General features: G+C 67.8%; 14 protein-coding genes. 4 read left to right on the top strand and 10 right to left on the bottom strand.

Annotation, left to right across the window (positions count from 1 at the left end; all coding sequences use genetic code 11):
• Positions 1-126 precede the first annotated feature (126 nt).
• Entirely contained in the window at positions 127-888 is a 762-nt protein-coding gene (locus JK358_RS01420) for a lysophospholipid acyltransferase family protein (RefSeq protein WP_201942454.1), read from the top strand.
• A gap of 4 nt (positions 889-892) precedes the next feature.
• On the opposite strand, the gene JK358_RS01415 is transcribed toward JK358_RS01420, so the two are convergent.
• Entirely contained in the window at positions 893-1216 is a 324-nt protein-coding gene (locus JK358_RS01415) for a GNAT family N-acetyltransferase (RefSeq protein WP_201942451.1), read from the bottom strand.
• Positions 1217-1350: 134 nt separating this feature from the next.
• On the opposite strand from JK358_RS01415, the gene JK358_RS01410 reads away from it, so the two are divergent.
• Positions 1351-2499: a glycerate kinase gene (locus JK358_RS01410; RefSeq protein WP_201942447.1), complete on the top strand. Its 1149-nt coding sequence runs from the start codon at positions 1351-1353 to the stop codon at positions 2497-2499.
• A 28-nt stretch (positions 2500-2527) separates the two neighbouring features.
• On the opposite strand, the gene JK358_RS01405 is transcribed toward JK358_RS01410, so the two are convergent.
• Positions 2528-2884, bottom strand: a complete 357-nt coding sequence (locus tag JK358_RS01405; RefSeq protein WP_201942445.1) for a winged helix-turn-helix transcriptional regulator — start codon at positions 2882-2884, stop codon at positions 2528-2530.
• 52 nt (positions 2885-2936) lie between these two features.
• On the opposite strand from JK358_RS01405, the gene JK358_RS01400 reads away from it, so the two are divergent.
• Positions 2937-3905 carry an NAD(P)-dependent oxidoreductase gene (locus tag JK358_RS01400; protein WP_307817221.1) on the top strand — a complete coding sequence of 323 codons (969 nt, stop codon included), beginning with the start codon at positions 2937-2939 and terminating at the stop codon, positions 3903-3905.
• Positions 3906-3971: 66 nt separating this feature from the next.
• Here JK358_RS01400 and JK358_RS01395 read toward each other — a convergent pair whose 3' ends face one another.
• The 5 genes from JK358_RS01395 to abmR all read right to left on the bottom strand — a co-directional run bounded on the left by JK358_RS01395 (position 3972) and on the right by abmR (position 7282).
• Positions 3972-4208: a helix-turn-helix transcriptional regulator gene (locus JK358_RS01395; RefSeq protein ID WP_307817219.1), complete on the bottom strand. Its 237-nt coding sequence runs from the start codon at positions 4206-4208 to the stop codon at positions 3972-3974.
• On the bottom strand, positions 4198-5049 hold the full coding sequence (locus JK358_RS01390) for an ABC transporter permease (RefSeq protein WP_201942438.1): 852 nt from the start codon (positions 5047-5049) through the stop codon (positions 4198-4200). The genes JK358_RS01395 and JK358_RS01390 overlap by 11 nt, the downstream gene beginning before the upstream one ends.
• Positions 5046-5975, bottom strand: coding sequence for an ABC transporter ATP-binding protein (locus JK358_RS01385; protein ID WP_201942434.1), 930 nt, complete (start codon positions 5973-5975; stop codon positions 5046-5048). The genes JK358_RS01390 and JK358_RS01385 overlap by 4 nt, the downstream gene beginning before the upstream one ends.
• Before the next feature lie 223 nt (positions 5976-6198).
• Positions 6199-6660: a type II 3-dehydroquinate dehydratase gene (aroQ, locus tag JK358_RS01380; RefSeq protein WP_201942431.1), complete on the bottom strand. Its 462-nt coding sequence runs from the start codon at positions 6658-6660 to the stop codon at positions 6199-6201.
• Between the two features lie 13 nt (positions 6661-6673).
• Positions 6674-7282: an ATP-binding transcription factor AbmR gene (gene abmR, locus JK358_RS01375; protein WP_201943736.1), complete on the bottom strand. Its 609-nt coding sequence runs from the start codon at positions 7280-7282 to the stop codon at positions 6674-6676.
• 339 nt (positions 7283-7621) lie between these two features.
• Between abmR and JK358_RS01370 the strand changes: the two genes are divergently transcribed.
• The gene (locus tag JK358_RS01370) at positions 7622-9301 is read left to right on the top strand and encodes an NTF2-like N-terminal transpeptidase domain-containing protein (protein WP_232850569.1); all 1680 of its coding nucleotides are present in this window, start codon (positions 7622-7624) and stop codon (positions 9299-9301) included.
• Positions 9302-9364: 63 nt separating this feature from the next.
• On the opposite strand, the gene JK358_RS01365 is transcribed toward JK358_RS01370, so the two are convergent.
• The 3 genes from JK358_RS01365 to JK358_RS01355 form a co-directional block, all read right to left on the bottom strand.
• A complete protein-coding gene (locus tag JK358_RS01365; RefSeq protein WP_201942429.1) occupies positions 9365-9742 on the bottom strand; it encodes a DUF3054 domain-containing protein in 378 nt (125 codons plus the stop codon).
• 160 nt (positions 9743-9902) lie between these two features.
• Positions 9903-11042, bottom strand: coding sequence for a lysylphosphatidylglycerol synthase transmembrane domain-containing protein (locus tag JK358_RS01360; protein WP_201942426.1), 1140 nt, complete (start codon positions 11040-11042; stop codon positions 9903-9905).
• A 5-nt stretch (positions 11043-11047) separates the two neighbouring features.
• A complete protein-coding gene (locus tag JK358_RS01355) occupies positions 11048-12565 on the bottom strand; it encodes an adenylate/guanylate cyclase domain-containing protein (RefSeq protein ID WP_201943732.1) in 1518 nt (505 codons plus the stop codon).
• Between the last annotated feature and the right edge of the window lie 78 nt (positions 12566-12643).

The raw sequence follows: 12643 nt of genomic DNA, 5'->3' as shown, positions 1-12643 counted from the left end.
TGCTCAATTGCGCCGTTTGCGTGGTGAGCACACGGGGGACTCGGGCGAGTGCCGCCCGAACCGAACTGTCCCAGACGGACTGGATTCGGCCGCGCGGAAGGTTAGCGGCGGGGTTAGGGTGGCGTCATGGAACCGCCCGAGGTGATCCTCGAGAACAACGAAGCCGTGTACGACTTCTACCGCGACCATCAGCAGAACCAGGTGAAGGCCAAGGCCGCCTACTGGTTGCTGAGCCGCCGATTCCAGCCGCGGATCGGCTACGCGCCCGGCGCGCGGGAGAAGCTGCGGGAGTACATCTCTCAGGGGCGGGCCCTGCTCATCTCCATCAACCATCTGTCCCAGCAGGACCCCTACACCGTCGCGGCCGCCGCCTGGCGCAGCGCGCTGCGGCCCGCCATCGGCCGCACCCGGGTACTCGCCAAGGACGAGCTGTTCCTCGAACCCGAACAGCGCCGCAAGATCGACATGATGGGCGGGATCCCGGTCTTCCGCGGCAAGGACCACGGCATTCGCGCGGTCAACGCGGCCGGGCAGCGCATGATCGACATCTGCGCCGAACGCATGGCGCGCGGCGACGGGGTCGCGGTGTTCCCCGAGGGTACCTGCAACGACGTCGACCCCACCCAGGTGCAGACCGTGGGAACGGGTATCGGGCACATCGCCTTCCGCGCCAAGAAGCTCGGCGCGGACCCGGTGCTGGTGAGCCTCGGCCTCAGCTACGGGCCGCGCCCGGACCCGAAGGTCGAGCCCACCAAGGAGGAGGCCAAGTCGGCCAGCTTCTACTTCGGCGTGCCCGTGGGCGAACTGCCGCTGAAGCCCGCCGAGATCACCCGCGTGGTGCGCGACGAACTCCAGGTCGCGCTCGACGGGGCGGTAGCCGCCTACTAGCCGATCACTGCTGCGGCAGGTTCAACCGCTCTCTCGACCAGTTCGGCACCAGCGCGAGGTATTCGGGCCGGGATTCCACGAAGTGATGCACCATCGGGCACATCGGCAGGATCCCGAGCCCCTCGTCGCGGGTCTGGTCGAGCGCGCCCTGCACCAGCTTGCGGCCGTAGCCCCGGCCCTCGTGCTGGGGATAGATCTCGGTGTGCACGAAGGCCCGCTCGTTCGCGGTGTCCTGATACGAGGCGACCCCGGCCTGATAGCCGTCGACGTACAGCTCGAACCGATCGAGAGCGGAGTTCTTGCGGACCTCAATCGTTTCACTCGACATGCCCACGACGCTAACGCTCTGACGACGGCTAATTGTCCGTATTGCCGAAGGAATCACCCGGCGTGTCGTTCTTGCGCGTCAAGGCCGGTCGGCCGTCGAGTTGCCGCCCGGCGGACTGCGCTCACACTGGGTGGATGACCGCCGCGCAACCCCGCCGAGTGATCCTCGCCCCGGACAAGTTCAAGGGCTCGCTGACCGCCGCCCAGGTGGCCGCCGCGCTCGCCGCCGGAATCACCCGCGCCGCACCCGGAACCGAGGTGCGCCAACTGCCCGTCGCCGACGGGGGAGACGGGACGGTGGACGCCTTCCTCGCGGCAGGCTGGGAGCGCGTCGAGGTGGCCGCGGTCGGCCCGACCCTCGCACCCGTCACCACCGCGTACGCGGTGCGCGGGGACACCGCCGTCATCGAACTCGCGGCCGTGGTCGGGCTCGTGAAACTGCCCGGTGGACAACCGGATCCGCTGCACGCCTGCACCTACGGCCTGGGGACGGTCATCGCCCACGCGCTGGATCGCGGTATCCGCGCGATCGTGCTCGGCCTCGGCGGCAGCGCATCCACCGACGGCGGCGCGGGACTGCTGCAGGCGCTGGGGCTACGGATCTACGACGCGGACGGCGGCGAACTCGGCCGGGCGATTCCGGGTTCCGGTGAATTCGCCTGCGGCGGAGCGGATCTGGCGGACGCTGCCCGCATCGACCGCACCGGGCTGCACCCGGCGCTCGCGGAGACCACCTTCACCCTCGCCAGCGATGTGGACAACCCCCTCCTCGGCCCCGAAGGCGCGGCGGCCGTCTACGCGCCGCAGAAGGGCGCGACACCCGGCGATATCGCGACACTCGAAGCGGCCCTGAAGAACTGGGCCGCCCTGATCGGCCCGGAATGGGCGGACGAACCCGGCGCCGGCGCGGCGGGCGGCACCGGCTTCGGCGCGATGGCGGTACTCGGCGCGGTCGAACGCTCCGGTATCGACGTGGTCCTCGACCTCGTCGGCTTTCCGGCCCAGCTCGCGGGCGCGGACCTGGTGGTCACCGGCGAAGGCTCGATGGACACCCAGAGTCTGAACGGCAAGGCCCCCATGGGCGTTGCCGCCGCAGCACACGACGCGGGCATTCCGGTGGTGGCCGTGGTGGGGCGACTCCAGCTCACGCCCGAGCAGCTCCATGCGGCCGGATTCGCCGGTGCCTACGCGCTCGCCGACCTCGAGCCGGACCCGGCGCGCAGCATCGCCGATGCCGCCACGCTGCTGGAGCGGATCGGCGAGCAACTGCCGACCCGTTTCTGACGCACCGCCCACGCCGGAATGACGGGTTTCAGCTCGCGACGGCGGCCAGGTGGGTCAGGACCTGGCGGCGGTTGCGGTCGCCCCAGCGCTCCAATGGGGCCAGCGCCACATTGAGCTCCTCGCCCAGCGGGGTGAGCGAATACTCCACGCGCGGCGGCACTTCCGGGTAGATCTCGCGGTGCACGACGCCGCTGGCCTCCAGTTGGCGCAGGTTCTCGGCCAGCACCTTCTCGCTGACGCCGTCCAGCAGGCGGCGGATCTGGCTGAACCGCTGCGGGCCCTCGCCCAGCACCCACATCAGGTGCAGTTTCCACTTCCCGCCGACCACGTCGATGGCGACGGACATGCCGCACACGTCGTGATCCGCGTCACTGCCGAACTCCATCGCGGCCTCCTGACCATTTTCCAAACCTCGAGGTAAGCAACCCCACGCGAACGTGCGGTCTTCCCCGAATCTACCGATCGGAGCACTCTCGTATCCGGCGCCGCAATCGAAAACCCACGATCAACAGCAAGGACGAAACATGTCTCAGCAGAAGCGTTCCGTATCCGTCATCGGTCTCGGCCCGATGGGACAGTCGATGGTGAAGGCTTTCCTGAAGGCAGGCGTCGAGGTCACGGTGTGGAACCGCAGCGCCGACAAGGCCGACGCCATGGTGGAACTCGGAGCCAAGAAGGCGGCTACCGTCGCCGAGGCGTTGAACGCCAACGAGGTGACCGTACTCAGCCTCACCCATTACGCCGCCATGTACAGCGTGCTGGAGCAGGCCGCCGATCAGCTGAACGGGAAGGTGATCTTCAACCTCTCCTCCGATTCGCCGGAGAAGGCGCGGGCGGGCGGCAAGTGGGTGCGTGAGCACGGGGCCGAATTCGTCTCCGGCGGAGTGATGTCCGCGGGAGACAATATCGAGCACCCGGCCTCGTACATCTTCTACAGCGGTCCGAAGGAGATCTTCGAGGCGCACGCCGAACTGCTGCGGCCGCTCTCCCCGCAGGAGTACCTGGGCGTGGACGACGGTCTGGCGCAGGTCTTCTACCAGGCGCTGCTCACCACCTTCCATCCCTGGCTGCTGGCCTTCGACCAGGCGACGGCGATGATCAGCAAGGCCGGGCACGATATCGCGCAGTTCGTTCCGTTCGCGATCCGTTCCAGTCAGGCGTACCCCTACTTCATGGAGGAGTTCTCGGTCGCCAACCAGAACGGCGGCTGGGCCGACCTGGCCTCCCTGAAGATGATGGTCGCCGGTGCGCAGCACATCATCGACGCCAGCGAGGAGGTCGGTGTCGACGCCACCCTCTCGCATGCTTCGCAGGAGTTCTGGAACAAGGCCGTCGCCGCCAGCGAGGAGGCGGGTCGCGCCGTCTCCACCTACGAACTGATGCGCGGCGCCGCGGAATCGAAGTAGGCACAACAGAATACGAGTAAGCGCAAGGCTCCGCTGTCGACGAGGACGGCGGAGCCTGCTCGCGTTCTACGCGGTTTCGGAGCCGATGCGCGGGAACGGCGCGGTGGAGAAGATCACCTCGACGGTCACCTCGAAGTACTGCGCGATCCGCAGTGCCAGATGCAGGCTCGGGCTGTACTCGCCCCGCTCCAGGTAGCCGATGGTCTGATAGTGCACGCCCAGCGCCTCGGCCAGTTCCCGGCGCGAGATGCCGCGCTCGGCGCGCAGCATCGCGATCCGGTTGTAGATGACCTCAGTAGGCACGCTGCATCGCCTTCTCGCGGCGCACCGCCAGATTCGCCCCGGATTCCCGACGTGCCATGCGCCGCAACACGATCGGCGCGATCACCAGCCCGATGACGGTCCAGACACCCAGCACCGCAACGGTTTCCAGCTGCCGCCAGGATCCCTCGAGCTCCACCGCGACCGCCGAATCGGGCAGCATGGCCGAACGCATCCCGAGCCCCAGCCAGTAGATCGGGAACACCTGCGCCAGACCCTGCAACCAGCCCGGCATGGAGGTGATCGGATAGAAGATGCCGGAGATCGCCACCAGGCCCATGATCGGGAAGGAGATGAACCCCATGGTGCGCGGGCTCTCGAACACCGATCCGATGATCGCGCCCAGCGGCAGGGTGGCCAGCGTGCCCAGCACAAGCACCCAGAGGAAGGTCGTCCAGGCCGTCACCGAATCCAGGTGCACGCCGCCCACCAGGAGCGCGCCGCCGCCCAGCACCAGCACCACCTGGATCCCGATCAGTCCGGCGGTGGTGGTGATCTTGCCGACCAGGTAGCCCACCATGCCGTTGGGGGTCGCCTTGGCGCGCAACAGGGTTCCGTCCTCCCGATCCAGGGCCAGGTACTGGGCGATGCCGAACATGCCGGTGAAGGCGATCAGCATACCGACCACGCCCGGCAGGGCCAGGGAACCCAGGCCCACACCGCTGGCCTCGAAGGTGCCGTTGCGCATGAAGAACAGCGCTACCAGCGTGAGCAGCGGCCAGAAGAACTGGCCGAACAGGTCCATGCCGTTGGTGAGCGACTGCCGCAGTTCGATCCAGCCGCGCCGGAACCCGGCCTGCACGGCCACACTCATCGGATTCATCGGGTCACCTCCTCGAGGGTGTGGAAATCGGTTTCGCCCTGGCCGGATTCGAAGCGCTGCACGAGCGTCATGTAGGTGTCCTCGAGGGAGGCGCGGTGCACCTCCAGTTCGCCGATCTCCGTGCCGTGCTGCTGGAAGAGTTCGTAGACGAACTTGGTGGATTCGGGTGTGGTGTGCACGAATCGCTGTCCGTCGCGGGTCCACTTCACCTCGGCCTCACCGGCGATGCGGCGGGAGAGTTGATCGGCGGAACCGTCGGCGATGATGCGGCCGCCGGCCAGGATGAGGATGCGGTCGGCCAGTTTCTCGGCCTCGTCGAGATCGTGCGTGGTGAGCAGGATCGTGGTGTGGTCGTCGTCGGCGAGCCGGTGCACCAGATCGTGGAATTCGCGGCGGGCCTGCGGATCGAAGCCCGCAGTGGGCTCGTCCAGGAACAGCAGCTCCGGGCGGCCGACGATGCCGATGGCCACGTCGAGGCGACGGCGCTGACCGCCGGACAGGGTGAGCACCTTGGCATCGGCGTGCTCGGTGAGCCCGACCGCCGCGATGAGTTCGTCTGTGTCCCAGGGCCGCCGGATATCGGCCGTCGAGTAGGGCGCGTAGAACCTGCCCAGGTAGTCGAGCAGTTCGCGCACCCGCCATTTGCTGTGGTCGCGCCAGGACTGCAGGACCACGCCGAGCCGGGCCCGCCAGGCTTCGTCGCCGTGCGCCGGATCCGCGCCGAGTACTTCGACCCGGCCCGCCGAGCGCATGCGGAAGCCCTCGAGGATTTCGATGGTGGTGGTCTTGCCCGCGCCGTTGGGGCCGAGCAGGACCAGAACTTCGCCCCGGTGGGCCTGAAAGGTGACGTCTCGCAGGACGTCCCGGGTGCCGTAGCGCATTCGTAGTTGGTCGACGTCGAGTACGACGCCGTCGCCGGAAGCCATGTCGCCCCTCCGTAGTAAGAACCGGATGATATGTAGCATACCTACTACATTTCGAGGCGGACAAGCTATTTGTCGACCATAGAAAAGGCCCGGCTCCGCCGGAGCCGGGCCTTTGATCTCAAGCGTGACAACTGATTTCGGGCGGGCCGGGTAACTCGCCGGGTACGACCGTGATCGGGTTGGCGCCCGACCGGCGGCACGCGTGCCCAGCGGTCGACGGCTCTCAGCCGTGCGCCGAAGTCGCGGAGAGGCGGCAGCAGTACTCGACCGCGGCCGCGTAGCCCTGGATGCCCATCCCCGCCACGACGGCGGTCGCGATCGGCGAGACGAAGGAGTGGTGCCGGAACTCCTCGCGGGCATGCACATTGCTGATGTGCACCTCCACGATCGGCACCTCCGGGATCACCAGGGCATCACGCAGCGCCACCGAGGTGTGCGTGAGGCCGCCCGGGTTGATCACGATGGCGGAGTTGACGCCGCGCGCCGCGTGGATCCGGTCGATCAGCGCGCCTTCGTGATTGGACTGGAACGCCTCGACCTCGCGGCCGAACCGCGCCGCGGACTTGCGGCACAGTTCGACCACGTCGTCGAGGGTGTCCGCGCCGTACACCTCCGGCTGGCGGGTGCCGAGCATGTTCAGGTTCGGGCCGTTGAGGACGAGGATCGGACCTGCGGTGTCAGCCATGGGGCCAACTGTATTAGAGCCCGCGCGGGCCCTCCGAGCGCAGGTCGTCGACTTTCCGCATGGCCGAGCGCAATTCCTCGAGCCATTCCTCGGCGTGTTTGCCGGCCAGCTTCACCGTCCAGGCCAGGGCGTCGGAGCGGGAGCGCGCCACGCCCGCGTCGATCAGCGTGTCGAGCACCTTGCGTTCCGGCTGGCGCAGTCGCGTCATGACCGGAACGGCCAGGTGGGTGAACATGATTCGCTCACCGGCCACCGACACGCCCCAGGCCACATTGCGCCCGTAGCGTCCCTGCGCCTCCTGGGCGATCTGCATGCGGGCGGGCCGGGTGGATTCGCGGAAGCGGGCGACGAGGCCCTCGCGGGTGGCCTTGGGGACCTCGCCGGGGGTGGCGTCCTGGGGTTCGCCGGACTCCTCGGCGGGGGCGGGTTCGGGTGCGGGGAGGGGGAGTTCGCCGACCACGACGATTTCGTCGCGATCGATCTCGAGGGTTGCCGGGCCGGTGAACCAGTCGGCGGGCAATCTTCCGGCGAACCAGTCGTCGGCGTCGGCGGCGTCGGGGAGGTCGGCCTGCTGCCAGCCTCCGGGGCGGCCGAATTGGCGTCCGTGATGTCCGTGTCGCATGGCGGTCACACTCACTTACTGCATGGAGTTGTAATACTGATTACAACGTTACGGCCTTTTGGGGCGGATGGATTGTGCTCTGGGAGAACAGGGTTGGCCGGGCTGGCGACGGGTACGGCGCAGGGACGCCACCGGTACGGACTGGACGGTTCTAAACCTTCTCGAATGCGCCAGGGGATGTAACCGACCGGTGATCATGTAACTGTCCACTCCGGGCCGAAACGGGCACTATGGTGGGTCTCGGATGGAGTACGCCTGGTGGAAAGGTGGAACCGCGGGCAATTGATTCGCGGTACCGTGGTCCTGTTGCTGATGTGGCAAGAGTGAAGAGTGGGCGATATGGATGTGTGGGGATCCCGCCGCTTCCGGGTACGGGGCGCAATCGCGCTCGCTGGGGTGGCAGCCCTCGCGATTGCGATGGGATCATGCGCGTTTCGAGAACGCGCGAACAGTGCTGAGTCGATCGTCGAACGGTTCACGAACCTGCTCGACGAACGGGACTACGAGGGCGCCGCGCGCCTCACGTCCTACCCGAACGGTGCCTCGGCAACGTTGAAGCAAGTCTTCAGCGGACTCGAACCCGGAAAACCCGACTACGAACTCACCCAGTTCATCGGCCTCGACGGCAGCACCGGTCTGTTCAGCATGACCGGATCCTGGAACTTCGGCGAGAACAAGAACTGGAAATACGACCTGCAGGGCACCGTCCGCAAACTCAGTGTCGGATGGCGCATCTCGTGGGATCCCACCCTGGTCATGCCGCAGCTCGACAGCACCCGCAGCGCCAAACTCGTACGCACGTACGCCGCACCGTCACCGCGGGTCAACGACATCGTCGGCGCGCCGCTCATGACCGAGCAGACCATCAACGTCATCAAGGTCGACCCGGCCAAGACCGGCGACCTCGTCGGCACCACCAACGCGCTCGCCGACGCCATCGAACCCGTCGCGCCGCTCATCACCGGCGACACCCTGCGGCAACAGCTTTCGACCTCACAGGGCAAGCCGATCGTCGCCGTGCAGCTGCGCGACGGCGACTTCAACATCCTGGAACCGCGGATGGCCGTCATCCCCGGCGTGGTGATGGTGAAGGAGAACCGGCTGATCTCCGCCGACCGGCGGGTCTGGTCGCCCATGCTGGACGCGCTACGCAAGGTCTGGCAGGACAGCAACGACCAGCACTCCGGCTGGGGCGTGCAATTGTTCGGGCCGGAAGGCGGATTCATCACCCAGCTCGCCGGCGAACAGGGTCCACCCGGACCCGACATCCCCGCCACCATGGACCAGCGGCTGCAGCGCGCCGCCGAGGACGCCGTCGTGAGCGTCGGCACGCCCGCCTCCATCGTGGCCATCCAACCCTCCAGCGGCGCGCTGGTCGCGGTCGCGCAGAACAGTCAGGCCAGTGCGCACGGTGCGGTCGCCTTCACCGGGCTGTACCCGGTCGGCGGCATGATCGAGCTGTTCAAGAACCTTGCCGCCGTCACCAAGGGCAAAGCGCCCCAGGACGTCTCGGTCAACGACGCGGCCGAGGCCGCCACCCGGCTCGGCGTCGGCATCGACTTCACCGTGCCCGGCCTCGACGAGACCACCGGCCGCCTGCCCACCGGCAAGAACGGCGCGGAGAACGTCGGCCGCGGCGGAGCAGCCGACAACCTGCTCGCCAGCCCATGGGGGATGGCCATCGCGGCCGCCGCCATCGCGCACGGCCAGGTGCCCAAGCCGATGATCGCCATCGGCAGCCCCGCCACCACCGAGGCCGACCTGTCGGCGCTGCCCGGCGAGGCCACCGAGAAACTGCGCGCCATGCTCCGCGACGGCTCCGCCGCCCCGGAACTGGTGACCCTCAACCGGTATCGCGATGTCAGCGCGTACGCCTCCACCTCCGGCAGCAACGGCTGGCTCATCGCCACCATGGGTGACCTCGCGTTCGCCATCCACATCGACGACGTGGACAGCGGCGACGCCACCGCCCGCATGGCGGCGCGCATGCTCCAGTCCCTCTCCAGCCCGGACGACTGACCCGTGAAAACGCCCGGCCCCCGTCCCTTCGGACGGGGGCCGGGCTGTTTAGTGGTGGCGGGTTCAGCGGATGAAACGCAGGGCGGCACGCCAGCCGACCAGGAACAGACCCAGGAAACCGGTCGCCACCAGAATGAAGCTGAACGCGGTCCCCTGACCGCTCACCCCCCGCAGCAGCATGCCGCCCACCAGGGTGCTCACCCAGATGATCACGCCGGTGGGCCACGCCGCCCGCGCATCGAAACGCTTTGCCGCACTCGCGCCTTCACGACCCGAGGCCACCGCCACCGCGATCACCCACCCCAGCAGCAGCCCGGTGCCGAACGGCCAGAACGTCCGCCCCAGCCCCGCCAGCACGGACTCCCCGTGACTGTTGCGACCCAGCATGCAGAACACGACCACCAGAACGACGTCGACGGCGAACGGCACCAGTTTCTTCACGTGCCACAGGGTATCGACCGGGACGAACCCGACCGCGCAGGCACACCCGGGCGAGCTTGCGAGGCCGCCTGATGGGCGAAGGCATGAGAGTCCCGAGTGGCTGCTCCTGGGGGTTCGGGGGCGAAGCCCCTGAGAAGCCCCCTGGCAGTGGGGGCCTCCCTCAGTTCTCCTGGGCCGTGGGCGGATTGGGGCGACGCCGCTCGGCCAGGGGCGGGGCGATGCGGCTCTCCTCGAACTCCTGCTCGTATTTGGCGTCATCGGCCTGCGGCTTGCGGTACAGGAACAGGAAGACGATCCAGCCGACGATGGCCACCAGGATGAAGCTCACCAGGCGGTAGACGAAGGCCGCCGCGACGGCCTGCGAGAAGGGCAGGCCCGCGAAGGTCGCGAGGCTCGCCCAGAGCGTCGCGTCCACATAGACGATGCCGCCCGGCGCGAAAGGTATGGTGCCCACGGCTTTTCCGGCCGCGAACGCCAGCATGAGCCCGGTCAGCCGGGGCTCCGCGCCCACCGCGTAGCAGGCCGCGCCCAGGCACGCGACATCGGAGAGCCGGTGCACCACCGCCCACACCGTGACCCACGCGCCGTCCCGCTTACCCAGGTCGACGGACTCCAGCTGGCCCAGGAGCTCGGCCACCTTGTCCATTCCCGCGTCCACCGGCTTGTGCCGAATCCTGTTGACCAGCCGCAGAATTCGCCGCACCAGCCCCTCGATGGCCCCGGGATGCGAGGACACGTGGTTGCCCGCCCACACCAGCAGCACCACCGCGCCCAGCGACAGGATCACCTTCCCCGGCCCGATCCGATCCCCCGCCAGCACCGCGCCGAACACGCCCAGCAGCGCCAGCCCGGCCGCCGCGACCACACCCGACATCACCAGCTGCCAGGACGCCACGATCGGGCTCGCGCCCCACCGCCGCGTCTGCCGGTAGGTGAACGCCGTCGAGAACACCTGTCCGGCGGGCAGCGTCAACGCCATTCCGGTGGACCCGTACACCACGGAAACGGATTTCCGCTGACTGACTTCCACACCCCCGGCCCGCAGCAGCTGTTTCTGGATGCGGCCGTATCCGCTCATGGAAATCGCCTGCATCCAGATGCAGGCGACAACCCACCCCCAATGGATTTCGGTGAGGTTCTTCCAGGAATCGTGCAGACGCGGATATAGATACGCGCCCTCGGCGATCAGCAGCGCCAGCAGTCCGACACCGAGAACCCATTTGGCCCACCAGAATCTGCTACGGCGCGAGTTCTCCGCAGGCGGCGCGGGTTCGCCGGCCAGGTCGCGATGGGCCTTCACGTTGGTCAGCCTAACGAACTCGCCTCGGCCTCGTCTGCATCCGCTGGGTCACCGCTTTCTTTCGGCCAGGCCAGGCGGGTTTTCCGGCGCCGTCCACGCAGCTGGACCTCCTCGCCGGTGGCCCAATGCAGCTGCTCGGATTCATCGGCGAAAAATAGTGCGCTGCTCGATGTCAGCACGCGTTCCGGGCGTTCCTTCGCCAGTTCGGTGAGCCGGGCCGCCTCGTTCACCGGATCGCCGATCACGGTGTACTCGAAACGATTCGCGCCGCCGATATTCCCGGCGACCGCCAGGCCCGCCGAGACGCCGATTCCGATATCCAGCCCGGGCACGTCGCGCAGGGCTTCGCGCAGCTCACGGGCGGCGGTGAGGGCCGCGGTGGGCGCGTCCGGGCGGTCCAGGGGCGCGCCGAAGATCGCCAATGCGGCATCGCCCATGAATTTGTTGATCAAACCGTGGTGGCGGTCGATCACATCCACCACGATGCGGAAGAACTCGTTGAGCAGCGAGACGACTTCGGTGGGCGGGCGTTCCGCGGCGGTCGCGGTGGAACCGACCATATCCACGAACAACACCGCCACGAATCGGGTTTCACCACCGAGTTCCGTGCCGTACTCGAGAGCCCGCCGCGCCACATCCTCGCCGACGTGCTGACCGAACAATTCCTGAAGTTCCCGGCGTTTGGCCGCTTCATCCATCATTCGGTTGAAGCCAACCTGCAGCAGACCGATTTCCGAACCGTCGAAAACCTCGACCTGAACATCGCGCGCACCCTCCTGCACGCGATCGATCGCCTGGCTGAGCTGGCGCACCGGATCCGAGATACTGGACGCCGTAAGCATGGAAAGCGCCAGCGCTTGCATGATCACCACACCGCACAGCAGCAGAATCGACACCGCCAGCGACTGCGCGGAAAACTGAACGCGCGAAGAAATCTGGGTGACGCACAGCAGCACAATGGCGATGGTCGGGGCGAAAGTGCCCATTCCCCACGTCATCGCCATCCGGGTGCCGACGCCCGGGGTCAGGGTGTGGTCGAACGCGCCGACGGTCAGCGCCTCCGCCGCGACCGGCCGCAGAATCCGCTCGCCCAGCATGTAGGTGAAGCCGAAAACGATGGTGGCGGCCATACATTCGGTGACGATCACCGCCGCCGCCAGCTCCGGCGCGCGGATGATGATCAGCGAGGCCAGCACGCCGCCACCCAGCAGCCACAGGATCAGGTGCACGATGGCCTGCCGCAGCGGTGCGTGCAGCGCCGCCATCTGCTCCTGCCGGCTCGGCGGGCCGCCGCGCATCTGCCAGCGCATGACCGGCCGCAGCATGAGCGCCGACGCCGTCACGCTCAGCATGCCCGCGACGGCGATGACGACCAGCGGAATCAGCAGCCCGGTCTGCCGCGTCGCACTCGTGCTGCCCTCCGGAACGGGCAGCCCGTACTGGATGAACGCCCACACGAGCACAGCGCCGAACGCATTGGCCGCCAGCATCGAAGCGAGGTACAGCGGCCAGCGGGTTCGCATGGTCTGTTTGACCGCTTCCAGTGGCGCTGACACACCAAACAATCTAGCGGTCCGATCATGAACACAGCGTTGCGGAGT

The organism is Nocardia acididurans (genome assembly GCF_016741815.1).
Lineage (GTDB): Bacteria > Actinomycetota > Actinomycetes > Mycobacteriales > Mycobacteriaceae > Nocardia > Nocardia acididurans.
The sequence above is the reverse complement of the archived record's forward strand: the minus strand, read 5'-3'. Positions and strand labels throughout refer to the sequence as shown.